Genomic DNA, 25660 nt, shown 5'->3' with positions numbered 1-25660 from the left:
CTTTGCCAAGTGATCCAGGTTTTTTGCGACGCGCGCAGGATTGTGCAACAAGCCGGCAGGAATCGACTAACCGCGCTGGCGGGTGCGCGATTAACCTTTGATCCTGTCGCAGCCCGTCCCACGGCTGCCACTCGAGTACCTGGGAGGGTTGAACATGTCTACGCAGATCCCCGTCAGTCATATGGCTTTTGTCCGTGCCCACGCCGGGCGTTCGGTGGAACTCGGCGCGCGCCTGAGCGCCCTGATCGAGCCGACGCGCACTGCACCGGGTTGCCTGAGCTTTACCCTGCAACAGTCGCAATGCGATACCGAGTTGTGGCTGGTGTCCGGTTTCTGGATGAACCAGCAGGCCATGACCGCGTACTTCAGCACCCCGGCGATGGAAGTGTTTGCCCAATTGGTGCAGGACCTGGTGGTCAACAGCCTGGATTTTCATACCTTCAAGGAGGTGTCGGCCGCCCAGGCGCTGGGTCAGACCCAGTCGTGGGTACACAAAATGGCGGGTTGAGGGTTTAATGACTGCATTCTCAACCAGCCAGGATCCGCGCCATGGCACGTAAAGCCTTTGAACACTTCGAAGCCGTTTCCGCAGTAGTACCGGGTGAGGGTGGATACCACGCCGCCATTGCCGTCAAAGCCCTGGGTGGTGCGGGCGCACCGCGATTCCACAAAGTCCTTGAAGACCAGACCTTCAAGACCGCTCATGACGCCGATGAAGCCGCCGCCAAAGAGCTGACTCGCCTCAAGGACGTCAAGGAAAACACCGACCTGCTCTGGTAATTACTTGACCGCCCCCGGGCGATACATCTTGAACAACGCCTCTGGCCCCAGCTGAAAATAGTCCGCCGGCCCGCCGCCGCGCAGAATCGGTTCTGCTGCGGCGGTGTCGTAGACCCCATCCTTCAACAGCCATTTGGCGATATGCACGGCGACCACTTCGCCGAGAATCAGCCAGCTCGGCACCACATTCCCATCCGCGCGCTGCAACTGAATGATCTGTGTGACCTTGCATTCAAAGGACACCGGGCTCTCGGCGACCCGTGGTACCTGGATGATTGTCGAGGCGGCGGGGGTTAATCCGGACAACTCGAATTCATTCACTTCTGGCCCGACCATGGCACAGCTCTGGTTCATCTGCTCTGCCAAGGGGCGAGTGGCGAGGTTCCAGGCGAATTCGCCGGTTTGCTCGATGTTGTTCAGGCTGTCTTTGCGCCCGATGCTGGAAAAACCAATGATCGGCGGAATGTAGTTGAACGCGTTGAAGAAACTATACGGCGCCAGGTTCAAGCGGCCGTTGGCATCCTGCGAGGAAATCCAGCCGATAGGGCGCGGGCCGACGATGGCGTTGAACGGGTCATGGGGCAGGCCGTGGCCGTTGGCGGGTTCGTAGTAGTGAATGTCGTCGGGCATGAAGGGTTCCTGAGGCTTCGTTCGGGATCGCGCCATAGTGCAAGGACGAGCGCGTTATTTCCAGCAACACGATTCAAATGTGGGAGCGGCGGTGCGACGATTCGACTTGCTCGCGAAAGCGATGTGTCATTCAACAGTGATGTCGACTGACACGGCCTCTTCGCGAGCAAGTCGAATCGTCGCACCGCCGCTCCCACATTGGTTTTGTGTTGGTTTTGCTCTTGTGATCAGCCGATCGCTTCGGCGGGGCCGGTTTTGTCGAAATCGTCAGCGGTGTGACAGATTTTTCATAAAGCCCTGACTTGATTTTCACCGCCCGGCGTCCAGTCTGCGCGCAGCCTGAAAACAGGCCGCAATGGACAATGGAGCTCACCCCCTGATGAACAAACTTCCACAGATCACCCTGGCGTTCTGGGTGATGAAAATCTGCGCTACGACGCTGGGCGAAACCGCCGGCGACTTGCTGTCGATGACCCTCAATGTCGGTTATGCCATCAGCTCGCTGATTCTGATCAGCGTGTTCGTGCTGACCCTGGTTACGCAACTGATGTCGAAAACCTACAAGCCGGTGCTGTACTGGATCGTGATCCTGTCGACCAGCACCGCCGGCACCACCATGTCAGACTTCATGGACCGCACCCTCGGATTGGGCTATGCCACCGGTTCGATGATCCTGATTGCGATCCTGATCGGGATTTTTGCGGCGTGGCGCCTGAGCGGCGATTCGCTGAACGTCACCAAGGTCCAAACCTTTCGCGGTGAGATGTTCTACTGGATGGCGATTCTGTTTTCCAACACCCTGGGCACGGCACTGGGCGACTACCTGGCCGACGATTCGGGCCTGGGTTTTGCCGGTGGCGCGCTGCTGATTGGCTCGACCATTGCCGTCGTGGTGCTGCTGAAATACTTCACGAAGATTTCGTCGGTGTTGCTGTTCTGGGTGGCGTTTGTGCTGACTCGGCCATTCGGCGCAACGCTGGGGGATTTCCTGACCAAGCCGCATGAGAAGGGTGGTCTGTATTTTGGGACGATTGGTTCGTCGTTGGTGTTGGCGGGGATTCTGGTGGTGATGATTGCGGGGGCTTCGTTTGCTCAGAATAAATATGGAAAGCAAACGGCTGCAAAGATGACTTGATACCGAGGTGCGGCCTTCGCGAGCAAGCCCGCTCCCACATTTGACCGAGTTCTCTCAGGGAGATGCGGTAGAAATGTGGGAGCGGGCTTGCTCGCGAAGAGGCCAGTAAAGCCACCCTCAATTTAACGGTCAGTCAGTCTCGATCCGCGAATGCTTGCGGGTGTCTTTCATGGTCACGTACACCAGCAACGACACCGCGATACACGCCGTGACATACCAGTAATAGCCGGTTTCCATGCCAATGCTCTTGAACCACAAGGCGATGTATTCCGCAGTACCGCCGAAGATCGACACGGTCAGCGCATACGGCAAACCCACCCCCAGTGCCCGAATTTCAGTCGGGAACAGTTCGGCTTTCACCACTGCGTTGATCGAGGTGTAGCCGCTGACGATGATCAGCGCCGCCATGATCAGGAAGAACGCGCCCCACCAGGTTTGAACGGTGTGCAGGGTGGTCAGGATCGGCACGGTGAACAGCGTCCCCAAAATACCGAAGGCGATCAGGATCGGTCGACGACCGACTTTATCCGACAGCCCGCCGATGATCGGTTGCAGGCACATGAACAGGAACAGTGTCGCCGCCGAAATGGTGGTCGAGTCGGAGATGCTCATGCCGACCGTGTTCACCAGATACTTCTGCATGTAGGTGGTGTAGGTGTAGAACGCCAGGGTGCCGCCCATGGTCAGGCCGACCACGGTCATCAGTTCCTTGGGATGGCGCATCAAGGTGCGCATCGCGCTTTCCTTGGCCTTCTCTTTTTTGCTGAACGACTCGGTTTCTTCCATGCCACGACGCAGGTACAGCGCGACCACGGCACACAGCGCGCCGATGGCGAACGGGATGCGCCAGCCCCAGTCGTACAGTTGCTCGGTGGTCAGGGTTTGTTGCAGCACGATCAGCACCGCCAACGCGATGAGCTGGCCAGAGATCAGGGTCACGTACTGGAAGCTGGAGTAGAAACCGCGACGTTCCTTGGTCGCCATCTCGCTGAGGTACGTCGCCGAGGTGCCGTACTCGCCGCCGACCGACAGGCCTTGAAGCAAGCGAGCGAACACCAGCAGGATCGGTGCGCCGATGCCGATGGTTTCATAACCCGGGCTCAGGGCGATCAGCAGCGAGCCGAAGCACATCAAGTAGACCGAGGCCATCAGGGCCTTTTTGCGCCCGACCTTGTCGGCATAGAGGCCCATCACCCAGCCACCAATCGGGCGCATCAGGAAGCCCACGGCGAAGATTGCGGCGGTGTTCAGCAGTTGGGCGGTGGTGTCGCCTTTAGGGAAAAAGGCCTTGGCGAAGTACAGGGAGAAGGCGGCGTAGACATACCAGTCGTACCACTCGACCATGTTGCCGACGGAGCCGCTGAAGATCGACTTGATACGGCTGGAAGTGGTTCTTTCTTTGGCGGGCACGGCAGCCGACCCAAGGGGCAGGGCGTTGGAGTTATCCATTGAAGGATCCTTCTTTTAATTGTTTTTGTGGAGCGCGTTGAAACGCAGCCTGCATGGGCTATAGCAGGAGGTGTGCCAATGGGTAGAGGTGCGGTTTAGAGGGGTTTTGAAGGCTTGATGAGCGGAAATCCGCTTATGCTGGATTGGGTGTGAGCGGAAAATTGCTTATGGGCCATTTGATGTGTTGCCTTTACCGGCCCCTTCGCGAGCAAGCCCGCTCCCACAGTGGTCCGGTGTACACAATTCAAATGTGGGAGCGGGCTCGCTCGCGAAGAGGCCAGTCCGGACACTGCAAAAATCAACTGTCAGTCAGGAACATTTCCCGGCTCAACCCATGCCGCTGCATCTTTTCATTAAATGTCCGGCGCGGCAGTTGCAGCTCTTCAAGCACCGCTTTCACATCACCCTTGTGCCGGGTCAATGCCGCGCGCAGGCAATGCGCTTCGAACGCTTCCTGCTGCGCCGCCAGCGACTGCCCCGGATCGATGCCCGCCGGTTCCGGCTCACCCAACCCCAGCACTTGCCGTTCGGCAACGTTCGCCAGTTCGCGCACATTGCCCGGCCAGTCGTGGCTTAGCAGATGACTCAACTGCGGGCCGGTCAGCGGTGGAAAAGTCCGCCCCAAACGCTCGGCGGCCTGCTGTGCAAACGACTCGAACAACAACGGTATGTCTTCGCGCCGATCACGCAACGGCGGCAGCCGCAACTCGGCGACGTTCAACCGGTAAGCCAAATCCTCACGAAAACGTCCGGCCCGAGCTTCATCCAGCAGGTCCGGCTTGGTCGCCGCAATGATCCGCAAATCCACGCGAATACTCTGGTTCGACCCCAGGCGCTCAAGCTTCTGCTCCTGCAACACCCGCAGCAATTTCACCTGCTGGGCCAGCGGCATGCTTTCGATCTCATCGAGAAACAGCGTGCCGCCGTCGGCGTATTCAAGCTTGCCGATGCGTTTACCCGTCGCGCCGGTGAACGCGCCGCTTTCATGGCCAAACAACTCGGCCTCGAACAACTGCTCGGGAATCGCCGCGCAGTTAAGCGCCACGAACGGCTTGTCGGCCCGCGGTCCGAAGTCATGCAGGCAACGGGCGACCAGCTCTTTGCCGCTGCCGGTTTCACCGCGGATCAACACGTTGACCGGCAACGCCGCCAGGTCCAGCACTTGCCGACGCAGCGTCTGCAAGCCACGGGACACACCGAGCAGGGTGGCGTCGAGTTTGGCGCGGTTGTCGGCCTGTTCGTGCAGGGCGCGGTTTTCCAGCACCAGCCGGCGTTTGTCCAACGCGCGACGAAGGCTGCTCATCAGCGTTTCCGGGCTGAAGGGTTTTTCGAGAAAGTCATACGCGCCATCGCGCATCGCTTCGACCGCCATCGGCACATCGCCATGGCCGGTCAGCAGAATCACCGGCAAGTCCGCATCGCGACGCTGGACTTCGGCCAGCAACTCCAGCCCCGTCATGCCGGGCATGCGCACATCGCTGAGGATCACCCCGGGATAGTGCGCGGGCAATTGCGCCAGGCACTCATCGGCGCGGCTGAACAACTGCACCTCGAAACCCGACAGGCTCAGCCATTGTTCGACGGCGCTGCGAATGCTGCTTTCGTCGTCGACCACCATCACTGAATTCAGCATGCGGCAGGCGTCTCCAGGTCGATGGGCAAGGTCAGGGTGAACACCGCGCCGTTGGCGTGATTGTCGGCGCTCAGGCGTCCGCCCGCTTCGTGAACGATGGCAAACGATACCGCCAGACCCAGGCCCAGGCCATCGCCCACCGGTTTGGTGGTGAAGAACGGATCGAATACGTTCGGCAGGTGCTCTTCGGCGATGCCGCCACCGTTGTCGCTGACCGTCAGGCGCCACAATTGCTCGTCGGCTTCGAGACGGATTTCCAGGCGTTTGCAGGGTTTGTCCTGCATCGCATCCAGCGCATTGCGCAGCAGATTGATCAACACCTGTTCCAGGCGAATCGCATCGCCGCGCACCCACGCCGGACGCGTCAGGTGCAGCACGGTGCTGACCTGTTCGTCACGCAGGCGCGCGTCGAGCAGTTGCAGCGATTGGTCGACCACCGCCGCCAGGTCCAGTCGTTCGCGCAGCCCGCTGGGGCTTTTGCGGGCGAAGGTTTTCAGGTGGCCGGTGAGGGCAGCCATGCGGGTCAGCATGTCATCCACCGGTTTCAATGCCTTGTAGGCGTCATCGACCCGGCCGTGATCGAGCAGCAATCGCAAGGTCGCCAGCTGCATGCGCTGGGCGGTCAGCGGCTGATTGATTTCATGGGCGAGGGCGGCGGACATCTGGCCAAGCGCCGCGAGTTTGGCCGATTGCACCAGACCGTCCTGAGCGGTGCGCAGGTCGCGGGTGCGTTCTTCCACCAGTTGCTCAAGTTCTTCGCGGCTGCGCTGACGCATTTTCGCCAGACGCCAGCGTTGATTGAGGAACAGCAGCAGAAACACCAGCGCCAGCCACAACCCGGCAGCGGCGAGCGCGGCGTTGCGGCTGTCTTCGAAGGCGACCTGCGGGCGACGCAACAGGTGCAACGTCCAGCCTTCGGTGGCCAGCGGCAGAGATTCCCACAGGTAATCCGCGGTCCCGTCAGGGCCGACCACCCGCGCCAGATCGCTGTTGTCGTCGAAGCGGCGCAGGGATTGAAACTCAAGTGGCGTCAGCGGTTGTTTGTCGTATTGGCGGGTCGCCTTGAGCGCTGCGTGATCGTTGTCGTTCAACGGTTTCAACAGGCGATAGCGCCAGCCCGGCTGGTTGGCGATGAAGATGATCCCGCGTGCGTCGCTGACCAGCAGCGTGTCGCTGCCCTGACGCCATTCGCGCTCCAGTTCCGGAAATTCGAGTTTGACCACCATGGCGCCGAGGAACTCGCCGTTGTCGCCAGTAACCGCACTGGACAGGAAATACCCCGGAATGCCGCTGGTCACGCCGACCGCGTAAAAGCGTCCGGTGCCTTGGGTGCGGGTCTCGCTGAAGTAGGGGCGGAAGCCATAGTTGTGGCCGACGTAACTGCTGGGTAAACGCCAATTGCTGGCGGCCACGGCGAGTCCGGTGCGGTCGAGCAGTTCGAGGGTCGAGGACTGGGCGGCACCGTTGATTTTTTCCAGCTTGCGATTCAGTGCGTCTTGTTGGTCGGCAGAGACCGAGCCATTGAGGGCCGCGCGTAATTCCGGGTCCAGCGCCAATACGGCGGGCAGGGCACGGTAGCGGTCGATCAGGGTGTGCAGGGAGTTGGCGTACAACGCCAATTGCTGATTGGCACGGGCAGCGTCTTCGACCAGCGCCTGGCGTTCGGCGTGACGCACGGCAAGACCGGCCGCGATCACGGCGCCAGCGACGATCAGCAAGGTGTATAGCGTCAGGCGTAACGTGCGCGAACGAGCAAGCATGGTGTCGGAAACAGTTAGCAATACGGGCGCGCACGATAGCACGGAGCTTCTGAAATCATGAGCCATGCGACTGGGTAGCACCTTTTATGCTGCTATTTGTTTAATGAAGTGTTTCGAGGGTATGCCGATTTTTCGACCGATTTGCTCAACACACTATGACATTAAAAACTTGGCCCAAAAAAAGGCCGGGCCCTCTGTAAGAGGACCCGGCCTTATCAGCAGCTTGAAGCGTTTACTGCACTTCTACTGCCAGACTTTCACTGATCTTTTTCTGCCAGATCGCAGGACCGGTGATGTGAACCGACTCGCCTTTGCTATCAACCGCAACAGTCACTGGCATGTCTTTTACGTCGAACTCGTAGATGGCTTCCATGCCCAGTTCGGCAAACGCCACCACGCGGGATTTCTTGATCGCTTGCGCCACCAGATAAGCCGCGCCGCCCACTGCCATCAGGTAAACGGCCTTATGGTCCTTGATCGCTTCGATGGCGGTAGGGCCGCGCTCGGATTTGCCGATCATGCCCAACAGGCCGGTTTGCTCGAGGATCTGACGGGTGAACTTGTCCATCCGTGTTGCGGTGGTCGGACCGGCAGGGCCCACCACTTCTTCGCGCACCGGATCAACCGGGCCAACGTAGTAGATGAAACGACCCTTGAGGTCCACCGGCAGGGTTTCACCCTTGTTCAGCATCTCGACCATGCGCTTGTGCGCAGCGTCGCGACCGGTGAGCATCTTGCCGTTGAGCAGGACGGTTTCGCCCGGCTTCCAGCTCTGCACGTCTTCCGGGGTCAGGGTGTCGAGGTTGACGCGACGAGCCGACGGGCCGGCTTCCCAGACGATTTCCGGGTAGGCGTCCAGCGGTGGCGCTTCCAGCGAGGCCGGGCCGGAACCGTCGAGCACGAAGTGCGCGTGACGGGTGGCGGCGCAGTTGGGGATCATGCACACCGGCAACGAAGCAGCGTGAGTCGGGTAATCCATGATCTTCACGTCGAGCACGGTGGTCAGACCGCCGAGGCCCTGAGCGCCGATGCCCAGTTGGTTGACCTTCTCGAACAGCTCCAGACGCATCTCTTCGAGGCGGTTCTGTGGGCCACGGGCTTTCAGTTCGTGAATGTCGATGGATTCCATCAACACTTCTTTCGCCATGACAGCGGCTTTCTCGGCGGTGCCGCCGATGCCGATGCCGAGCATGCCCGGTGGGCACCAGCCGGCGCCCATGGTCGGAACGGTCTTCAATACCCAGTCGACGATCGAGTCGGACGGGTTGAGCATGGCCATCTTCGACTTGTTCTCGGAACCGCCGCCCTTGGCTGCCACGTCCACTTCCACGGTGTTACCCGGAACGATGGAGTAGTGGATAACGGCCGGGGTGTTGTCCTTGGTGTTTTTACGAGCGCCCGCCGGGTCGGCGAGGATCGAGGCACGCAGGACGTTTTCCGGCAGGTTGTATGCCCGACGCACGCCTTCGTTGATCATGTCGTCCAGGCCCATGGTGGCGCCATCCCAGCGTACGTCCATGCCTACGCGGACGAAGACGGTGACGATGCCGGTGTCCTGGCAGATCGGGCGGTGGCCGGTGGCACACATGCGCGAGTTGATCAGGATTTGCGCGATGGAGTCGCGGGCGGCCGGCGATTCTTCACGCAGGTAGGCTTCGTGCATCGCCTGGATGAAGTCAACGGGGTGGTAATAGGAAATGAACTGCAGGGCGTCGGCAACGCTCTGAATCAGGTCGTCTTGCTTGATCACGGTCATGAGTCGCGCTCCTCTAAAAGACGGGAACATTCAATAAGGTGCTTGCAGCTTGGGTGCATCGGTCGGTTGCAAGCACCTTTACAAGGCACGCCGGGGCTGCTGGCGCGACGCTAAAAAGGCGCGGCAGTATACCGCGCCTCGCGGGCGGGTACACGCGCCGGCAGTCAATCGTTGGTCGCATAAAGGCTGGCGCGGGGATTTGCTTTTGCTTTTGCTTCTGTGGCGAGGGAGCTTGCTCCCGCTCGGCTGCGAAGCAGTCGTAACGTCGCCTGGTGAGTTGCAACTGAAGAACTGCGGGGGCTGCTTCGCACCCCAGCGGGAGCAAGCTCCCTCGCCACAAGTATTTCGTCGCACCGAGACATGCTTTTGACGCCAGTTTTTTGCCCCTAAAATTGAATGGTCATTTGTCCGGCTCGCCACTAAAGTGGCACTCGGCCTGTAGAGTAGGACACTCAAACAGCCTCCTTTCGCATGGTGAGTCAACGATTGACCCATAACGCCATCCAACGGCTTTTACTCAAACGCTTTGCCCTTGCAGCCGGCACCTACGCCTTGGCCTTGATGCTGCTGTGGCTGGCGTTTTTCACCGGACATTACGACGAACCCGTGGCCAGTGTGGCCGTCGGCACGGCCTTGGTGGTCATCAGCCAGGCGGCGTTGTTCGCGGTGTTTTACAGCGGCTGCAACCTGCGCTTTGCCGACCCCAGCCTGACCGAAGTGCAAGTGCTGATGGGGCTGGGCTGGCAAACCTGGCTGATCGCCAATCTGGATGAAGCACGCGGCGCGTTTCTGGTGTTTTACGTGCTGATCCTGCTGTTCGGGCTGTTCCATCTGTCGCGCCGAGCGTTGGTGCGATGTGCGCTATTGGTGTTTTTCAGTTTCACTGCGATCACGCTGTGGGAGGGCTACCACTTTCAGCTTCCCGACCCGGCGCTGGCCGGGTTGCAAGTATGCGTGCTGTTGATTGTGTTGATCTGGCTGGTGTTCTACGCCCGTTATGTCCAGGCCTCACGTCAACGGATGCGGCAACGGCGCTTCGCCTTGCAAGCGCACCAGGACACGCTGCGCGGGATGATGCGCCAGCTCGAAGACCTGGTCGCCACCGACGAACTCACCGGCCTGTTCAACCGCCGACATTTCCTGCGCCTGGCCTCCCGCGAACTGAACGCGATGGACGCTGGCGTGGTGCATGGCCTGGCGTTGATCGACCTCGACCACTTCAAACGCATCAACGATGTGCACGGCCATGCGGCGGGCGACCAGGTCCTGCAAGCTTTTGCCGGCGTAGCGACGGCGTGCCTGCGCGACGGTGATGTGTTGGCGCGTTATGGCGGTGAAGAATTCGTGGTGCTGGTGCCCGATTGCGATGCCGAACGCCTCACCGCGTGCTGTGAGCGGTTGCGCATCGCCTTCACCGATGTCGAGTTGATCGGTCTCAATGTCGCCCATCTCAGTCTGTCGGCGGGCATGACGTTGCTGGAACTGGGCGACGATCTCGACGACGCCTTGCAGCGTGCCGATCAGGCGCTTTATCGCGCCAAGCGTGACGGGCGCAACCGGTGCGCGGCGGCCTGGGAGAACGTCGATGCCTGAGTTACGCGTCGGCGAGCGCCACTTTACGGTGGCGCCGGGCAGCAACCTGCTCGATGCCCTGAATCAAAACGGCGTGCCGGTGCCCTACAGTTGCCGCGCTGGCAGTTGCCATGCTTGCCTGGTGCAATGTGTACAAGGCCTGCCCAGCGACAGCCGCCCGGATGCCTTGAGCGCCGAGCAGCGCCAGCAAGGCTGGCGCCTGGCATGCCAGTGCCAGGTGGTCGAAGACCTGCAAGTGCACACCTTCGACCCGCAACAGGACGGTCGCCCGGCCGAGGTGGCGGCCGTGGATTGGTTGAGCGCCAGTGTGTTGCGTTTGCGCCTGACCACCGAACGACCGCTGCGCTACAGCGCCGGGCAACATCTGGTGTTGTGGGCCGGCAACGTGGCGCGGCCTTATTCGTTGGCCAGCCTGCCGGAAGAAGACCGCTTTCTGGAGTTCCACCTTGATTGCCGCCAGCCGGGGGAGTTCAGCGACGCGGCCCGCCAGTTGACAATCGGCGATTCGATCCGCCTCGGTGAACTGCGCGGCGGGGCCTTGCATTACGATCCGGACTGGCACACCCGACCGCTGTGGTTGTTGGCGGCCGGCACCGGTTTGGGGCCGCTGTTTGGTGTGCTGCGCGAAGCGTTGCGCCAGGATCACCAAGGCGCCATCCGCGTCATTCACCTCGCCCATGACGCCAGCGAGCACTACCTGGCCAAACCCCTGCAAGCCATGGCCGATGGGCGTGAAAACCTCAGCGTCGAATGCTGGATCCCGGCCGAGTTGCCGCAGGCATTGGCGCAACTGCGGCTTGTCTCCCGGCAAACCCTGGCCTTAGTCTGCGGAGCCCCCGACAGTGTCGACGCCTTTTCCCGGCGCTTGTACCTCGCCGGATTGCCGCGCAATCAACTGCTGGCCGATGTGTTCCTGCCTCGTGGTTGAGCGCTGATATTTGTGGCGAGCGACCTTGCTGTGGCGAGGGGGCTTGCCCCCGTTGGGCTGCGCAGCGGCCCCAATTATTGGTAAGCGCTGCGCACTCAAGCGCGAGCAAGCTCCCTCGCAACAGACCTCTCAGATCAGGACTCGTGATGACCGATGCCATCCAGATTGAACGCGAACGCGGCCTGCTGACGCTGCGCCTGAACCGCCCCGACAAGAAAAACGCCCTGACCCGCACCATGTACAGCCGTTTGGCCGAAGCGCTGAAACAGGCCGACACCGACCCCGAAATCAACGCCGTGCTAATCACCGGCAGCACCGAGTGCTTCACCGCCGGCAACGACATCGCCGACTTCATCCAGCAACCGCCGAGCAACCTCGACAGTCCGGTGTTTCACTTCATGCTCAACTTGCTGGAATGCCGCAAGCCGGTGATTGCTGCGGTGGCGGGTGCAGCGGTGGGGATTGGCACGACGATGCTGCTGCATTGCGATTTGGTGTATGTCAGCCGTGATGCACGGTTGCGCATGCCCTTCGTGAATCTCGGGTTGTGTCCGGAGTTCGGTTCCAGCCTGATCCTGCCGCGATTGCTCGGGCATGCCAAAGCGGCGGAGCTGTTGCTGTTGGGCGAAGGGTTCAGCGGTGAACAGGCTGCGGCGTGGGGTATTGCGACCGAAGCGTTGAGTAGCGGCGAAGCAGCGTTGGCCAAGGCGCGGGAGATGGCATTGCGCTTCGAATCATTGCCACCGGAAGCGGTGCGCATCACCAAGCAACTGATGAAAGCGCCGGACCGGGAACAGCTGCGCAAAGTGATAGAAGAAGAGGGCGTTTTGTTCACCCAACGGCTGCGGTCGCCGGAAGCGCTCGCGGCGTTGACCCGGTTTATCAAACGGCACTAACCGATCGTTCCCACGCTCTGCGTGGGAATGCCTCAACGGACGCTCCGCGTCCGCTTTTGGGACGCGGAGCGTCCCGGGCTGCATTCCCACGCGGAGCGTGGGAACGATCAGCAAAACCAAAAAGCCCCGCCATTCACATGGCGGGGCTTTTGTTTTTGTACAACCGATCACTCAGACCATCTTGTCGCCAACGTGCAGGATTTTCATCCCGTTGGTGCCGCCGATGGTGTGGTAGCTGTCGCCCTTGGTCAGGATGACCCAGTCGCCTTTCTCCACGACGCCGCGCTTGAGCAACTCGTCGATCGCGGCCTGGCTGACTTGCTCAGGCGGCAGCGATGCCGGGTCGAACGGGACGGTGTAGACGCCACGGAACATGGCCGCGCGGGCCTGGGTTTCGCGGTGCGGGGAGAAGGCGTAGATCGGCACCGAAGAACGGATACGCGACATGATCAACGGCGTGTAGCCACTTTCGGTCAGGGCGATGATCGCTTTCACGCCCGGGAAGTGGTTGGCGGTGTACATGGCCGCCAAGGCAATGGACTGGTCGCAGCTTTCGAAGACCTTGCCGATACGGTGGCTGGAGGTCTTGCTGGTCGGGTGCTTTTCAGCGCCGACGCAGATGCGCGCCATCGCTTGCACAGCTTCCAGCGGATACAGACCGGCAGCACTTTCGGCCGAGAGCATCACGGCGTCGGTGTAGTCGAGCACGGCGTTGGCCACGTCGGACACTTCTGCGCGGGTCGGCATCGGGTTCTGGATCATCGACTCCATCATCTGGGTCGCCACGATCACAGCCTTGTTGTGGCGGCGTGCGTGCAGAATGATTTTCTTCTGAATGCCCACCAGCTCGGCGTCGCCGATTTCCACACCCAAATCACCACGGGCAACCATGACCGCGTCGGACGCCTGGATCAGCGCGTCGAGGGTTTCGTCGTCGGCCACGGCTTCGGCGCGTTCGATCTTCGCCACCAGCCAGGCAGTACCGCCGGCCTCGTCGCGCAGTTGACGGGCGTATTCCATGTCGGCGGCGTCACGCGGGAAGGACACGGCGAGGTAGTCGACTTCCATCTCTGCAGCGAGCTTGATGTCGGCCTTGTCTTTCTCGGTCAGCGCCGGAGCCGTCAGGCCACCACCGCGACGGTTGATGCCTTTATGGTCGGACAGCGGACCGCCGATCAGCACGGTGCAGTTCAGTTCGGTGGCGGTGGCGGTATCGACGCGCATGACCACGCGGCCGTCGTCGAGCAGCAGCTCGTCGCCCACGCCGCAATCCTTGACCAGGTCCGGGTAGTCGATGCCGACCACTTGCTGGTTGCCTTCGGTCAGAGGATGGCTGGTGGAGAAGGTGAATTGATCACCGATCTTCAGCTCGATCTTCTTGTTGGCGAATTTGGCGATACGGATTTTCGGGCCTTGCAGGTCGCCCAGCAGGGCAACGAAGCGGCCGTGCTTGGCAGCGAGGTCACGCACCAGCTTCGCGCGAGCCTTGTGCTCGTCGGGGGTGCCGTGGGAGAAGTTCAGGCGGGCGACGTCCAGGCCAGCCAGAATCAGCTGTTCGAGAACTTCCGGCGAGTTACTGGCCGGGCCAAGGGTAGCGACGATTTTGGTACGACGGACGGACATGCAAAGACTCCTGAGTTCAAGCGCTGAGTGAGGCTACTATGCTCTAGGGGTGTAGTCATTGTTCAGATGCACTACTTTTTGTGAAGGGCTTTGTTTTTCGCTTTTATCTTTAAACGAATACTTTTGGTTACCAGCAGCCTGAAGAATTTCGCCAACAGGCCGATACAGCGCTCAAGACAGGAGATCCCCCATGCGATTTGCGCTCATTGCCGTCCTTGCCCTCAGCGTCACGGGCTGCGCCCGTTGGTCGATGAACCATCATTTGAATAACGCCTACAGCGCTTACGATCGCGGCAATTGCGAGCAGGTGATGCTCGAATTGTCGAAAGTCGAACGCTCCAGCCGTGCGCGACCTTATGTGTGGCCGGAAGTGTCGATGATGCGCGGCCAGTGCCTGGAGCGTCAGATGCTGTTCATCGATGCGGCCCAGACTTACCAGTACATCATCGCGACCTACCCGCAAAGCGAATACGCCTACCGCGCCCGCGCTCGTCTGGAAACCTTGCAGAGTACGGGCCATTACCCACTGCGCAACGCTGCGACCCCACGCCCGGCGCCGTACTGATTGCAGTTATCCCAGGCCGCTCGGCGGGGGTGAGCTATAGTCCAGGAGATCGGTTTTGGAGCCTTGCCTTTAAAGCCGAGGTCATACCTGTGATCGGCAGGAGTAAGCGTCAGCGGTTGCATGGACTGTCGCACCGGGAACGGGGAGAGCGCGCCGTCACTTCCATGGACATGGAAGCGAGCCCGTTCCGAAGCATTAGTGCGGCCCTGCTTAAGGGCCTTGCTGGGCCATTTGCGCATGTTTACCAACCGCCGGATCGAGCGGCATCAGCTGCCGTATTTCCTCAGAGTGTTCAACAGCATAACCGACAAACCCATCGGCTTTCTCGGCAACGTGTCTGCAGACGGGCTGATGCTCATCAGCCAGCTGCCCATGATGGTAGGCGTCGACTTTGACCTGCGTCTGAAAATCCCCGCCATCGGCGGATGTATGCAGGTCATCGATTTGCGGGCCTGTTGCCTGTGGTGCCACGAAGACGAAACGCCCCACCACTATGACGCCGGGTTCAGCCTGCAACGGGCGCCGCCGGAATATGGGCAACTGGTGGGGGCGTTGACGCAGTACTTCAGTTTTCAGCCGTTGCCTGCCTCGGCCTGAAGTTTTTTGGTGACTTGACTACCGTCATCGCCGAGCAAGCTCGGCTCCTACAGGGCTATCGGGCGGTCACAAATGCTGTGGCCACCGAAAGTCCCCTGTGGGAGCCGAGCTTGCTCGCGATGGCGTCATCACAGACAACAAAAAATGAACGGCTAAACGCTACGCCGTCTTGATCGCCTTCTCGTTATCCAGCGACCGCTCCACCAGCATCAACCCCAACTCACTCATCCGATAAATTGCCATCGCCAGATGCCGCGGCGTGTTGTCCAGGCTTTCCGCCAGGTCGAGCAGCAGAATGCTGACCGTCGAAAACGTTTCGTAGGTTTCGATGGTCAAGGCTTCGGGATTGGCGTCTGGGACAACGGTGAACATTTTCATAAGTCTTTCCTCATTAGTGCATTCGTCGGCAAAGCACGATTCAGTGTTTTCCCGCCTGAGATAGTGATCTAGAGCTTTTTTGGCAGCTTCTTGGAGTTTTCTCGAATCGAGGAAACTGTAGGGGGAAGGAAGATTCATTCTGGGTAACACAGATCTGGGGGGCATTGGTTCTCTCCTTGTTGGGCTGCACCACTTCTGAACGAGACGAAAGGGGCAGCGGTCGGTAGGAGAACCTTATGTTGGGACGGGGCTTGCCACAATCAGACAGGGTCGATGAGATCTGTAGGCAGTGGCGCTTCATTCTGTAGTCGTTTGCACGGCTATGCTCCACCATGTGGCGGGTGCAAAAAGTGAGTTGCTTGTCATGAATGTATGACGTCGCGTCGTGAAGCGTTTTCCCCTAGCTAATACACTATAAAACGCTAGGGGAAACAGTTGAGGAAAGACGGCAGGAAATTGAGGGTTAGCTGGACGTTAGGATCCGGGCTTTTTTGGATTCTGTGGTTCATTAAAATCTGTAGAGATAGAGAGAAGCGCCAAAGCTATAAAGTCTTGGTTTCGATCGAGCGTTTCCAACGCTCCTCGGATGTTACCCGCTACTTTGCTATCCCCATTTTGCTCCACCCAATTTGATAGCTCTTCAACTGCCGCTCCCAGCGCCAGTTGGTTCTCATGGATTTGCGTTAGCACTGAAGCGAATAGAGTTTTCTCGTCCATGAACAATTCCTTGTGATTGAGGTATGAGGCTGTTAATCAGTTTTTTTTTGATTTTTAGGATGCGTGGAAGTAATTAGTGCTCGTTTACAGCATGTATTCGCATCTCAAGACCAGACCAATCAATTGCGGCTCTCCATTAAATTGTTCCGTCTTTTTTCCAACCTAGATAACGAGTCACCAATTCTGCCCCCAACTCTTGGGGCCGAGCATCCACCACCAGCACTCCATGAGCCTTCAACCGCTCATGGAGCTGCGCCCGGTCATTCAAGTAATCCACCGCCCCGCAATAGGTCAGCGCCTCCGGCAAGGTTTGCACGGGGGCGTGCCGTAGATTGTCGAGCAAGTCTTCACGCAGGCTCGCCACCAACACCCGATGCAGTTTGCTCAGGCGTTTGACCGCAGTCAGCAATTCTTCATCGTCTTCATCCCGCAGGTTAGTGACCAGCACCACCAGCGCCCGGCGTTTTTGTCGGGCAAGTAGTTGCGTGGCGGCAGCCTGATAGTCGGCGGGGCGTTGTGTGCTGTCGAGGTCGTAGACGCTGTTAAGCAATACGTTGAGCTGGCCCGTGCCTTTGACCGGGGCGAGGTAGTGCGCTCGATCACTGGCGAAGGTGCTCAGGCCCACCGCATCACCCTGGCGCAGGGCGATGTAGCTGAGCAACAGGCAGGCATTGAGTGCATGATCGAAATGCGCGAGTTCGCCATCCTGGCTTCGCATGCGCCGGCCGCAGTCGAGCATGAAGATGATCTGCTGGTCGCGCTCGTCCTGGTATTCGCGGGCGATGGGCGTGCGTTGGCGGGCGGTGGCTTTCCAGTCGATCTGGCGCAGGCTGTCGCCTTCACGGAATTCTCTCAGCTGATGAAATTCGAGGCCCAGCCCCCGTCGTTGTTTTTGGCGTACACCGAGCTGGCTGATCCAGTTGTCCACCGCCAACAGTTCACCGCCATAGAGGCGGGCGAAGTCGGGGTAGACGCGGGTGGAGTCGACCGCGTTCAACAGGCGTTTGTCTGACCATAATCCGAGCGGGCTGGGCAGGCTGATTTCGCAGTGTTCGAAGCTGAAGTGCCCGCGCTTCAGCGGGCGCAGTCGATAGCCAATCTGGCTCTGTTGACCGGGTTGCAATTCGACGGTCAGGGGCAGGTATTCAAAATTCAGTCCCGACGGCACATGGTCGAAAAGCTGCACATTCAGCGGTTGGGTGAACGCATGTTCTACGTCCAGTTTCACTTCACTCCAGCGACCCAATGCCAGACTACCGGGCATGTGTCGGCGCAGGTGCGGCGAGGGTAGGCGCTTGAGGCGAATGGCGTCGAGCACGGCCAGCGCCAACAGGGCCAGCAGCAGTCCCCAGTTGATCGAAAGAAGGGTCGACGGGACGGCGATTTCCAGTGCCCGCAACGTGCCCAGCACGATGCCGATGACCAGTAGGATCGCGAGCCAGATCAGCAGCAGACGAGAAGGTTTCATCGGTACACCGTTCCTGTGGCGAGGGAGCTTGCTCCCGCTCCAGTGCGCAGCGCTGGCGAACTCTTCGACCTGTCAGAAATGTTGGGGCTGCTGCGCAGCCCAGCGGGAGCAAGCTCCCTCGCCACAGGGGGGGTACGCATGACCCTTTTCACAGGCGCGGCGCCGGGACTTGGTCGAGCAATTGCCCGAGCACCTGATCGACGTTCAACCCTTCGATGTCGAGCTCCGGCGCGATCCGCACGCGATGGCGCAGTACCGCCAAAGCGCAGCCTTTGATGTCATCCGGAATCACGAACTCGCCGCCGCGCAGCAAGGCACGGGCTCGGGCACAACGCACCAAGGCGATGGACGCCCGAGGGCCGGCGCCGAGGATCAGGCCGGGCCAGGTGCGGGTGGCGCGGGCCAGGCGTATGGCGTAGTCGAGCACTTGATCGTCCAGCGCCAAGTCGCTGGCAATGCGTTGCAAGGCCAGCACATCCTTGGCTTGCAACACGGTGCGCAGCGGTTGCACATCGAGCATGTCGGCGCGGGTCGAGCGGCTGACCTGGCGGACCATGTTCAGCTCTTGCTCGGCATCGGGGTAGTCCATGCGCACTTTGAGCATGAAGCGGTCGAGCTCGGCTTCAGGCAATGGGTAAGTACCTTCCTGCTCGATGGGGTTTTGCGTGGCGAGCACCATGAACGGTTGCGCGATGGGCAGGGCGCGACCTTCGAGGGTGACCTGGCGTTCCTGCATGGCTTCGAGCAGCGCGGCCTGGGTTTTTGCCGGGGCGCGGTTGATCTCATCGGCCAGCAGCAGGTTGGTGAACAGCGGGCCTTTACGCAATTTGAACTGCTCGGTGTTCAAGTCGTAGACCGCGTGCCCGGTGACGTCGCTGGGCATCAGGTCGGGGGTGAACTGGATGCGGGCGAACTCGCCGCCGAAACACTTGGCGAGGGCACGCACCAGCAAGGTCTTGCCCAGCCCCGGCACGCCTTCGAGCAGCACATGACCGCCAGCGATCAGCGCCGTCAGCACGTCGTCGATCACGGTGTCCTGGCCAATCACGGCTTTGCGCAATTCGCCGCGCACGGCCTGGGCCAATTGACTGGCACGCTGGCGTTGCTGGGCGACGTGAGTCGGCGAGCCGGGCTCGATCTGTTCACTCATAGCGTGTTCCTCAAGGTTTGCAGGTGGGCGACCTGACGGCTGAAATCAGCGCTGGACAGTCGCTGTTTCGGCCGCGGGCTCATGGCCTGGCTGATAGCGCGTGTGGGTTGGCCGGTCAGGCGTGCGAGCACCAGCCATTGCTCGGCAACGCCGAGTTGTTCGAAACCGGGATGACGGCGCCGCACACGGCGCAGGATGTCTTGTTGCAAGGCTCGCAACAGGTGCTGCTGACCCTGGCGGCGCAATATGAAATCGGCGCTGGCGCGCAGGTGTTCCTGAAGTTGGCGACGGCCTTTCGAGGCGGGCTCCAGCAGCGGACCCTGGCGTACGCCAACGTGCCAGAAAGCCACTGCGATCAGCGCAATCAAAGCCACCAGCGCCTGTGGGAAATAACGCCACAGCAAGGTCAACAGGCTGTCGTGACTGGTGTTGAACAACAGCGTCACGCTTGTGTCCGCCGTCAGATACCAGAGCAGCCACGCGTTGTCGTACTGATCGATGGCGGGGGTTTTCCACAGGTCGGCGTCGGTGACCACGATGATCGAACCGAGCCCGTGGTTGAGCTGCATCATGTGCGTGGCCTTGCCGCTGTTGGCCCAGGATTGCGCGAGGTTCTTCGGGTCTTCGAGGTGGAATGCCGTGTCGAAACCGGCGTAGGCCGGTGCCTCTTCATCTTCCAGATACAGCTTGGTCAGTTTGGGATAGGGATCGTCGAGGATGTCGGGCGGAGGCTCCTTGAGGTCTTTGCTCAGGGTCTGGTGCAACTGCACCCGGTCGAGCAGCAGGTCGTTGCTCTGGCCGGTCTTTTCATCCCACAACGACTGGGCGACAAACAACAAGCGGCCACCGGCCCGCGTCCAGTTCATCACCTGATCAATCTGGCGTGGGGTCATGTTGTAGCGGTCACCCAGCAATAGCAGGCTGTGCTGACGGGGATCGAGAGTGGGTAACACGTCGATTCCGTTGGCATGACTGACGGTCAGGCCCTGCTTGCGCAAAAAGTGTTCAGCGGCGAGGTAGGGATTGGCCTGTGCTTCAGGCGATGGGCCGTGATCGATTTCCGTCTGATAGGGCGTAGCTTTCAGGTACAGGTAAATACCCAGTGCGCCGACCAGCAGGGCGATGATCATGCCGACATACAACCCTGAACGCCGGCTCAATGGGCGGCTCCCGGGCCGAACAACGTTCGCCAGCCGTCACACAGTTCCTGTTGCAAGTGCGCGGGTGGCAGGCGATGACCGTAGGCCATGTTTTGCCAGTGTCCGGTCAGGGTTTTACTAAAGGCCAGCAATGCCGGTTGTTGCAGTTGTTCGACCCGTTGGAGGACTTCGCCTTCGGTGTCGGCGGTTTTCAGCGCCATGTGGTGGTCGTGCAGCAAGTGGCTGAGCAGGGCGCGATAGAGCAGACCGAGGGCTGCGCGCGGGTCGGTTTGCCAGAGGCTTTCGGCACTGGCGGCAATGTCGTCGGGCAAGGTTTCGCGGTTGAGGTCCAGGCCAAAAGCCTGTTGCGGTAACGGGCGGGCGACTTTGCTTTTCAACGCAGGTCGACGACTGACGAATGCCTGCAACCAGTCACGGTAACGCCAGATCAACACACCGACGCCACCGATCACCGCGCCCCACAGCAACACTTCAATCAAGGTGGCGAGGAAGCCGAAACGCGGGCTGTCGAGCAGTGCCAACAGCGCCTTCAACCATTCGGGTGTCTTGCTGTCGTCCGCCGTTTTGGTATCGGTTTTTTCTTCGCCAAACCGATAGCGGGTCACCGTTTCCTTGTTCTTGAACGGTGGCTGTTCGAGGAGGGCCTTGATGCTGTCTTTTGACCCCTGGCTGGTCAGCGGTTGATCGAGCAGGCGTGGGCTGTCCGGTGTAATGACGGGCTCAGCGGCCCAGACGTGTTGCGCGCCAGGCACCCACAGGATTGTCGCCAGCAACAGGGTAAGGGCGGTTGTACTGAGGCGTTGGCGCAAACGGCGGAACACCAGTTCGATGTCCCAGGCTTCCAGTACCGTGCGGCGATTCAGGTAAAGACTGAAGCCACAGGCGACGTAGATCGGTTCCCAGATAATCAGCACCAGTGCATAAAAGGCATTGGTCAGGTGTTCCAGCCAGCGCCAGTCCTGCACGGCGGCGGTGATCAAGGTCTGCCAGCTCCAGTCGAGTTCGATCTGTTGTGGCAGGAGCAGGTAGAACAGCACCATCAAGCCAATCCATAGCGCGCTCTCCAGGTGTACGCCGATAATCGTCAGCCATTGCGCGGCACCGGCATTGCGCTGCAGCAGTACCTGCAAGCGCTGTTCGCGCGCGTGACCGTGGAGGCCTTCGAGTTGCACCACCGGCATCACAAAACTGCGGCTCAGGCTCAGGCGGCGCCAGGTCAGGCTGGCCAGCAGTTGCGGCTTGAGCAGGCGCGGCCATTCGCGCAGCGCCTGATTTAACGTCGGTGTTTCGCCGAACAGGCTTTTGGACAGGATGTACAACGGCAAGCGATCGAATGCCGGTTTGAGCCACCAGAAGATGAACACGGCGAGGGACGGCGAATCCCAGAAGATCGCACTGAGCAGGGCGAAAATTGGCAAGGTGACGATGGCCCAACTGGTCATCAACAGGCGTCGATGGCGCTGGCTCATCAGCACGCCCAGGTCCATGGCTTCCCAGGTGGTGCGCGGACGGATCACGACCGTGGCGTCACTCAGGCGCATGGCGAGTCCGTCCGGCAAACAGCAGATACGTCGCGACCAACGCCCAGAGCGCGGCCCCGACCAGGTATTTGGTCATGGGCTCCGGTGCTGTCATCGACGACCAGTACGCCTCGATAAACGCCGCAATCAACAGAAACAACATCACGCCGCAGATCAGCAGCACGCTCTTGCGCGCGGCCAGTCGCAACGCTTCGGCGCGGGGCAGGCGTCCCGGTGCGATCAAGGCCCAGCCCAGTTTCAGGCCGGCGGCACCGGCCAGGGCGATGGCCGTCAGTTCAAAAGCGCCGTGGCCGATCACGAACGACCAGAAGGTTTGCCCGTAGCCGACGTGTGTGAGGTGCCCGGCCACCGCACCGATGATCAAGCCGTTGAACAGCAGGAAAAACGCGCTGCCCAGACCGAAGAACAAGCCGCTGGCAAAGGTCTGAAAGGCGATACCGATGTTGTGCATGATGTAGTAACCGAACATCACCCAGTCTTCACTGGCAGCGCGTTCCGCAGTGCGTCCCAAATGGCCGGCGACGGGGTCGTACATGCTTTGCATCTCGCTGACCTGCTCGGCCGGGATCAGGTTGTAGACCAGGTCCGGGAACAGATACACCAGCAGCGCGAAGCTGATCAGACTGCCAAAAAACATCAGGCCGGCGGCCAGCACAAAACGCCATTGTTCGCGCACCAGTCGCGGGAAGTCGGCCAGGATAAAGCCCAGTATGTTGGCGCCCAGTCGGCTGCGGTGCCGATACAGTTGTTGATGGCCACGCAGCACGAGTTGCTGCAAGGAGTCGATCAGAAAACTGCTGTAGCCGCGCTCCCGAGCCAGCGCCAGGTGTTGGCATAACTGCCGATAGTCCTTGGGGAAACCGGCGATCCGGGACGCGTCTTTGCCGTGCTCCAGTCGATCCAGTGTCAGGGAAAACTGTTCCCACTCGGCCTTGTGGCTGGTTTCAAAAAGGCTTTGCTTCATGCGGGCCCCAACAAGCCGCGGGCAATGCCGTTGAGTGCGACCACCGCGTGCGGCGCAGGGACCTGCAACGGTTGAGCAAGGATCGATGCCAGTTCGTGGGCCCGCGCCTCGGAGAGTTCACCCTGGCGTTCGGCGAAAGCGAGGATGGCGCGTTGCTCGGGCAGGGTCAGGGCGAAGGCCGGTCGCAGGGGTGTGGCTTCGGGCAGTTGCGGTCGGGTGAGCGGTTGTTCGCGGTAGATCACCAGCGTGCCGGCGGCGAGGTCGCCGAGGCGTTTGAAGGTCGGGTGTTGCAGGCAGCTGATGGCCCCGAGGAAATAGCCGAATGGCAACAGGTCGACGAATCGCAACAGGTTGCGCAGCAGCGAAGCGGACCAGCCGATCGGTGTGCCGTCGTCCTGTACCACGCGCAAGCCCATCCACTGTTTGCCCGGCGAGCGGCCCTGATTGAGCACTTCGAACAGCACCATGTACCACCAGCTCACCCCGAACAGCAGGATCGAGCCCAACCCGGCGCCAAGCTTGCCGAGAAATGCCAGGACGATAAACAACAGGCCAAGAATCAACCCGCGCAGCCCCAGGTCAATGGCGAACGCCAGCGCACGGACCATCAACCCGGCCGGGCGCAGTGGCAAGTCGATGCCTTCGGGCGTTTCGACTTGATGCCGCGTATCCAGTGGCGGGGACAGCGTCGCTTTCCTTGGCAGTGCTGTGGTCTCGAGCATGGGCAACCTTATGTGGCCTGTTCGGGATTCGATGTCTACCCGATGCTAGCAGCCTCTCGGGGGAAAACGACATAACTATGTATTGCACGGTGAGTGGCCGCAGGTGATTGAATGACAGATTACTGGCCGGGGCGGGATGTGAACGCCTAGACTTTGCCGATATTCAGTTCAGGAACAGCCCTTGACCTCGATCTTCTGGTACGACTATGAAACCACTGGCATCAACCCCCGTTGCGACCGTCCGCTGCAAGTGGCGGGGATTCGCACCGACTTCGATCTCAATGAAATAGACGAGCCGGTCAACCTTTACTGCCAGCCCAGTGAGGACATCCTGCCGCATCCGGCGGCGTGCGCCATCACCGGAATTACGCCGGGCAAACTGGCCGAACAGGGCCTGAGTGAAGCGGATTTCATGACCCGGGTGCATGCCCAGTTGGCGGCGCCGGGCACGTGCGGTGCGGGTTACAACACCTTGCGTTTCGATGACGAGATGACCCGTTACAGCCTGTATCGAAACTTTTTCGACCCCTACGCACGCGAGTGGCAGGGCGGCAACAGCCGCTGGGACCTGATCGATGTGGTGCGTGCAGCGTATGCCTTGCGTCCCGACGGGCTCGTCTGGCCGACCGATGAAGAGGGGCGGGTGACGCTCAAGCTAGAGCGCCTGACCGCGGCCAACCACATTGATCATGGCAATGCCCACGAGGCGCTGTCGGATGTTCGCGCCACCATTGCGTTGGCGCGGCTGATTCGTGAAAAGCAGCCGAAGTTATATGACTGGCTATTCAAGTTGCGCAGTAAACAAAAGGTGATGGACCAGATTCGCCTGTTGCAGCCGATGGTGCATATTTCCGGGCGGTTCTCGGCGGCGCGCAGTTATGTCGGCGTGGTGCTGCCCTTGGCCTGGCACCCGCGTAACAAGAACGCCTTGATTGTCTGTGACCTGCACCTGGATCCCCAGGGGTTGCTGGATCTGGACGCGGACACTTTGCGTCAGCGCCTCTACACCCGACGCGATGAGCTGGCCGAAGGCGAACTGCCGGTGCCGCTTAAACTCATTCACATCAACAAGTGCCCGGTGGTCGCACCGTTGTCGGTACTTCGACCTGTCGATCAGCAACGCCTGGGGCTGGACATGGTGCTTTATCAGGAACGGTCGCTGCGGCTAATCGACGCACAATTAGTTTGGCGAGATAAAGTACAGGCGATTTATGCAGGCGAAGATTTCACGCCGAGCCAGGACCCCGAGCAACAGTTATACGATGGTTTTATCGGTGATCGGGACAGGCGTCTATGTGAGCAAGTCCGAATCGCGGACCCTGTCCAATTATCACAAGAACAATGGCCTTTCGATGACGAACGTTTGCCTGAATTATTGTTTCGATATCGCGCACGCAACTTCCCCGATACGTTGAATTTCGAGGAGCAAGAACGTTGGCAAATATTCTGTCAGGAACGTCTGACAGTGCCCGAATGCGGTGCACCCAATACGCTGAATAGTTTTACAGAAGCCGCGGCCCAATTGAATGAAACTGCTACATCGTTTCAGCGAGAGGTGCTCAATGAATGGCAAGATTATGTCGAAGCATTACGCAAACGTTTAAATCTTTGAAAACGAAAATAGCCCTGCCTCAATTGCAGGCATAAAAAAACGCCAGCATTCGCTGGCGTTATTTTTTGTCACTTTTCTTCTGTGAGAAGCTATTTGTGACAAGCGCTACGGCTTAGCCCAGCAGGGTAGCCCAGCCTTCAACCACGTCGCCGCCCCACTTGGCTTTCCACTCTTTCAGAGTTTTGTGGTTGCCACCTTTGGTTTCGATGACTTCACCGTTGTGCGGGTTTTTGTATTGTTTAACTTTGCGAGCACGCTTGGTGCCGGTAGTTTTTACTGCGCCGCCGCGTGGAGCTTTGGATTTGGACTCTGGATCCAGCAGCGCGATGATGTCACGCAGGGACTTGGAGTATTCGCCCATCAGGGTGCGCAGTTTGCCTTCGAATTCCAGCTCGGTTTGCAGTTTGTCGTCTTGGGACAGGTTCTTCAAACGGGCTTGCAGCTCTTTGATGGCTTCTTCGGTGGCGCGATATTCGTTGATCAAGGACATGAGGACTACCTTATGTTGGAGACTGGGTGGCAGGGGACAGTGGCGCAATAATAGTCAGGGTGTTTCATCAAGTAAACATTTAACCGGTGTTTTAATTAAATTAGTTGTCAGGA

The 25660-nt window shown here is 59.9% G+C and carries 24 protein-coding genes; 9 read left to right on the top strand and 15 right to left on the bottom strand.

What is annotated here, in order from left to right; genetic code table 11:
* The first annotated feature begins 154 nt into the window (after positions 1 to 154).
* Both EAH78_RS11185 and EAH78_RS11180 read left to right on the top strand, forming a co-directional pair.
* Positions 155 to 508 (top strand): antibiotic biosynthesis monooxygenase family protein, encoded by a 354-nt coding sequence (locus EAH78_RS11185; RefSeq protein WP_140667586.1) that lies wholly within the window; start codon positions 155 to 157, stop codon positions 506 to 508.
* A gap of 41 nt (positions 509 to 549) precedes the next feature.
* Positions 550 to 780, top strand: a complete 231-nt coding sequence (locus EAH78_RS11180) for a hypothetical protein (protein ID WP_140667585.1) — start codon at positions 550 to 552, stop codon at positions 778 to 780.
* On the opposite strand, the gene EAH78_RS11175 is transcribed toward EAH78_RS11180, so the two are convergent.
* Positions 781 to 1410 carry a flavin reductase family protein gene (locus EAH78_RS11175; protein WP_140667584.1) on the bottom strand — a complete coding sequence of 210 codons (630 nt, stop codon included), beginning with the start codon at positions 1408 to 1410 and terminating at the stop codon, positions 781 to 783.
* Positions 1411 to 1789: 379 nt separating this feature from the next.
* On the opposite strand from EAH78_RS11175, the gene EAH78_RS11170 reads away from it, so the two are divergent.
* Complete coding sequence (locus EAH78_RS11170) at positions 1790 to 2545, top strand: COG4705 family protein (RefSeq protein WP_140667583.1); 756 nt, start codon at positions 1790 to 1792, stop codon at positions 2543 to 2545.
* A 129-nt stretch (positions 2546 to 2674) separates the two neighbouring features.
* Here EAH78_RS11170 and EAH78_RS11165 read toward each other — a convergent pair whose 3' ends face one another.
* The 4 genes from EAH78_RS11165 to EAH78_RS11150 all read right to left on the bottom strand — a co-directional run bounded on the left by EAH78_RS11165 (position 2675) and on the right by EAH78_RS11150 (position 9143).
* Positions 2675 to 3994 (bottom strand): MFS transporter, encoded by a 1320-nt coding sequence (locus EAH78_RS11165; protein ID WP_140667582.1) that lies wholly within the window; start codon positions 3992 to 3994, stop codon positions 2675 to 2677.
* Positions 3995 to 4292: 298 nt separating this feature from the next.
* A complete protein-coding gene (locus tag EAH78_RS11160) occupies positions 4293 to 5627 on the bottom strand; it encodes a sigma-54-dependent transcriptional regulator (protein ID WP_140667581.1) in 1335 nt (444 codons plus the stop codon).
* On the bottom strand, positions 5621 to 7387 hold the full coding sequence (locus EAH78_RS11155; RefSeq protein WP_140667580.1) for a sensor histidine kinase: 1767 nt from the start codon (positions 7385 to 7387) through the stop codon (positions 5621 to 5623). The genes EAH78_RS11160 and EAH78_RS11155 overlap by 7 nt, the downstream gene beginning before the upstream one ends.
* Positions 7388 to 7619: 232 nt before the next feature.
* The gene (locus EAH78_RS11150) at positions 7620 to 9143 is read right to left on the bottom strand and encodes a fumarate hydratase (protein ID WP_123432985.1); all 1524 of its coding nucleotides are present in this window, start codon (positions 9141 to 9143) and stop codon (positions 7620 to 7622) included.
* A 486-nt stretch (positions 9144 to 9629) separates the two neighbouring features.
* On the opposite strand from EAH78_RS11150, the gene EAH78_RS11145 reads away from it, so the two are divergent.
* From EAH78_RS11145 to EAH78_RS11135, 3 genes are all read left to right on the top strand, one after another.
* Positions 9630 to 10736, top strand: coding sequence for a GGDEF domain-containing protein (locus tag EAH78_RS11145; RefSeq protein WP_140667579.1), 1107 nt, complete (start codon positions 9630 to 9632; stop codon positions 10734 to 10736).
* Entirely contained in the window at positions 10729 to 11664 is a 936-nt protein-coding gene (locus tag EAH78_RS11140; RefSeq protein WP_140667578.1) for an iron-sulfur-binding ferredoxin reductase, read from the top strand. The genes EAH78_RS11145 and EAH78_RS11140 overlap by 8 nt, the downstream gene beginning before the upstream one ends.
* Before the next feature lie 146 nt (positions 11665 to 11810).
* Positions 11811 to 12560 carry an enoyl-CoA hydratase-related protein gene (locus EAH78_RS11135; protein ID WP_140667577.1) on the top strand — a complete coding sequence of 250 codons (750 nt, stop codon included), beginning with the start codon at positions 11811 to 11813 and terminating at the stop codon, positions 12558 to 12560.
* A 171-nt stretch (positions 12561 to 12731) separates the two neighbouring features.
* On the opposite strand, the gene pyk is transcribed toward EAH78_RS11135, so the two are convergent.
* Entirely contained in the window at positions 12732 to 14183 is a 1452-nt protein-coding gene (gene pyk, locus EAH78_RS11130; protein WP_140667576.1) for a pyruvate kinase, read from the bottom strand.
* A gap of 190 nt (positions 14184 to 14373) precedes the next feature.
* Between pyk and EAH78_RS11125 the strand changes: the two genes are divergently transcribed.
* Positions 14374 to 14748 carry a tetratricopeptide repeat protein gene (locus tag EAH78_RS11125; RefSeq protein WP_140667575.1) on the top strand — a complete coding sequence of 125 codons (375 nt, stop codon included), beginning with the start codon at positions 14374 to 14376 and terminating at the stop codon, positions 14746 to 14748.
* A 237-nt stretch (positions 14749 to 14985) separates the two neighbouring features.
* Positions 14986 to 15345, top strand: coding sequence for a PilZ domain-containing protein (locus EAH78_RS11120; RefSeq protein WP_140667574.1), 360 nt, complete (start codon positions 14986 to 14988; stop codon positions 15343 to 15345).
* A 159-nt stretch (positions 15346 to 15504) separates the two neighbouring features.
* On the opposite strand, the gene EAH78_RS32425 is transcribed toward EAH78_RS11120, so the two are convergent.
* From EAH78_RS32425 to EAH78_RS11080, 8 genes are all read right to left on the bottom strand, one after another.
* Entirely contained in the window at positions 15505 to 15888 is a 384-nt protein-coding gene (locus EAH78_RS32425) for a DUF6124 family protein (protein WP_193560076.1), read from the bottom strand.
* Between the two features lie 309 nt (positions 15889 to 16197).
* Positions 16198 to 16440: a hypothetical protein gene (locus tag EAH78_RS11110; protein ID WP_140667572.1), complete on the bottom strand. Its 243-nt coding sequence runs from the start codon at positions 16438 to 16440 to the stop codon at positions 16198 to 16200.
* A gap of 136 nt (positions 16441 to 16576) precedes the next feature.
* Positions 16577 to 17908 carry a DUF58 domain-containing protein gene (locus EAH78_RS11105; protein ID WP_140667571.1) on the bottom strand — a complete coding sequence of 444 codons (1332 nt, stop codon included), beginning with the start codon at positions 17906 to 17908 and terminating at the stop codon, positions 16577 to 16579.
* Positions 17909 to 18056: 148 nt separating this feature from the next.
* On the bottom strand, positions 18057 to 19058 hold the full coding sequence (locus EAH78_RS11100) for an AAA family ATPase (RefSeq protein WP_140667570.1): 1002 nt from the start codon (positions 19056 to 19058) through the stop codon (positions 18057 to 18059).
* Positions 19055 to 20218, bottom strand: coding sequence for a DUF4350 domain-containing protein (locus EAH78_RS11095; RefSeq protein ID WP_140667569.1), 1164 nt, complete (start codon positions 20216 to 20218; stop codon positions 19055 to 19057). The genes EAH78_RS11100 and EAH78_RS11095 overlap by 4 nt, the downstream gene beginning before the upstream one ends.
* Positions 20215 to 21759, bottom strand: coding sequence for a DUF4129 domain-containing protein (locus EAH78_RS11090; protein ID WP_140667568.1), 1545 nt, complete (start codon positions 21757 to 21759; stop codon positions 20215 to 20217). Before EAH78_RS11090 ends, EAH78_RS11095 begins: the two co-directional genes overlap by 4 nt.
* Complete coding sequence (locus tag EAH78_RS11085) at positions 21746 to 22723, bottom strand: stage II sporulation protein M (protein ID WP_140667567.1); 978 nt, start codon at positions 22721 to 22723, stop codon at positions 21746 to 21748. The genes EAH78_RS11090 and EAH78_RS11085 overlap by 14 nt, the downstream gene beginning before the upstream one ends.
* The gene (locus EAH78_RS11080) at positions 22720 to 23445 is read right to left on the bottom strand and encodes an RDD family protein (protein WP_140667566.1); all 726 of its coding nucleotides are present in this window, start codon (positions 23443 to 23445) and stop codon (positions 22720 to 22722) included. The genes EAH78_RS11085 and EAH78_RS11080 overlap by 4 nt, the downstream gene beginning before the upstream one ends.
* Before the next feature lie 181 nt (positions 23446 to 23626).
* On the opposite strand from EAH78_RS11080, the gene sbcB reads away from it, so the two are divergent.
* Positions 23627 to 25057: an exodeoxyribonuclease I gene (gene sbcB / locus EAH78_RS11075; protein WP_140667565.1), complete on the top strand. Its 1431-nt coding sequence runs from the start codon at positions 23627 to 23629 to the stop codon at positions 25055 to 25057.
* Positions 25058 to 25169: 112 nt separating this feature from the next.
* Here sbcB and mvaT read toward each other — a convergent pair whose 3' ends face one another.
* Positions 25170 to 25547: a histone-like nucleoid-structuring protein MvaT gene (mvaT, locus tag EAH78_RS11070; protein ID WP_007945872.1), complete on the bottom strand. Its 378-nt coding sequence runs from the start codon at positions 25545 to 25547 to the stop codon at positions 25170 to 25172.
* Positions 25548 to 25660: the final 113 nt, after the last annotated feature.

It is taken from the genome of Pseudomonas arsenicoxydans (assembly GCF_006438915.1).
Lineage (GTDB): Bacteria > Pseudomonadota > Gammaproteobacteria > Pseudomonadales > Pseudomonadaceae > Aquipseudomonas > Aquipseudomonas arsenicoxydans_A.
This window is presented reverse-complemented; position numbering and strand designations above follow the sequence as displayed.

Excerpts from the sequence above, each read along its gene's own strand:
- EAH78_RS11180 (WP_140667585.1), top strand. The coding sequence starts at position 550 with ATGGCACGTAAAGCCTTTGAACACTTCGAAGCCGTTTCCGCAGTAGTA.
- EAH78_RS11085 (WP_140667567.1), bottom strand. The coding sequence starts at position 22,723 with ATGAAGCAAAGCCTTTTTGAAACCAGCCACAAGGCCGAGTGGGAACAG.
- EAH78_RS11105 (WP_140667571.1), bottom strand. The coding sequence starts at position 17,908 with ATGAAACCTTCTCGTCTGCTGCTGATCTGGCTCGCGATCCTACTGGTC.
- mvaT (WP_007945872.1), bottom strand. The coding sequence starts at position 25,547 with ATGTCCTTGATCAACGAATATCGCGCCACCGAAGAAGCCATCAAAGAG.
- EAH78_RS11170 (WP_140667583.1), top strand. The coding sequence starts at position 1,790 with ATGAACAAACTTCCACAGATCACCCTGGCGTTCTGGGTGATGAAAATC.
- EAH78_RS11155 (WP_140667580.1), bottom strand. The coding sequence starts at position 7,387 with ATGCTTGCTCGTTCGCGCACGTTACGCCTGACGCTATACACCTTGCTG.
- EAH78_RS11090 (WP_140667568.1), bottom strand. The coding sequence starts at position 21,759 with ATGCGCCTGAGTGACGCCACGGTCGTGATCCGTCCGCGCACCACCTGG.
- EAH78_RS11135 (WP_140667577.1), top strand. The coding sequence starts at position 11,811 with ATGACCGATGCCATCCAGATTGAACGCGAACGCGGCCTGCTGACGCTG.
- EAH78_RS11120 (WP_140667574.1), top strand. The coding sequence starts at position 14,986 with ATGTTTACCAACCGCCGGATCGAGCGGCATCAGCTGCCGTATTTCCTC.
- EAH78_RS32425 (WP_193560076.1), bottom strand. The coding sequence starts at position 15,888 with ATGCCCCCCAGATCTGTGTTACCCAGAATGAATCTTCCTTCCCCCTAC.
- pyk (WP_140667576.1), bottom strand. The coding sequence starts at position 14,183 with ATGTCCGTCCGTCGTACCAAAATCGTCGCTACCCTTGGCCCGGCCAGT.
- EAH78_RS11165 (WP_140667582.1), bottom strand. The coding sequence starts at position 3,994 with ATGGATAACTCCAACGCCCTGCCCCTTGGGTCGGCTGCCGTGCCCGCC.
- EAH78_RS11100 (WP_140667570.1), bottom strand. The coding sequence starts at position 19,058 with ATGAGTGAACAGATCGAGCCCGGCTCGCCGACTCACGTCGCCCAGCAA.
- EAH78_RS11125 (WP_140667575.1), top strand. The coding sequence starts at position 14,374 with ATGCGATTTGCGCTCATTGCCGTCCTTGCCCTCAGCGTCACGGGCTGC.
- EAH78_RS11080 (WP_140667566.1), bottom strand. The coding sequence starts at position 23,445 with ATGCTCGAGACCACAGCACTGCCAAGGAAAGCGACGCTGTCCCCGCCA.
- EAH78_RS11185 (WP_140667586.1), top strand. The coding sequence starts at position 155 with ATGTCTACGCAGATCCCCGTCAGTCATATGGCTTTTGTCCGTGCCCAC.
- EAH78_RS11175 (WP_140667584.1), bottom strand. The coding sequence starts at position 1,410 with ATGCCCGACGACATTCACTACTACGAACCCGCCAACGGCCACGGCCTG.
- EAH78_RS11150 (WP_123432985.1), bottom strand. The coding sequence starts at position 9,143 with ATGACCGTGATCAAGCAAGACGACCTGATTCAGAGCGTTGCCGACGCC.
- EAH78_RS11160 (WP_140667581.1), bottom strand. The coding sequence starts at position 5,627 with ATGCTGAATTCAGTGATGGTGGTCGACGACGAAAGCAGCATTCGCAGC.
- EAH78_RS11140 (WP_140667578.1), top strand. The coding sequence starts at position 10,729 with ATGCCTGAGTTACGCGTCGGCGAGCGCCACTTTACGGTGGCGCCGGGC.
- EAH78_RS11110 (WP_140667572.1), bottom strand. The coding sequence starts at position 16,440 with ATGGACGAGAAAACTCTATTCGCTTCAGTGCTAACGCAAATCCATGAG.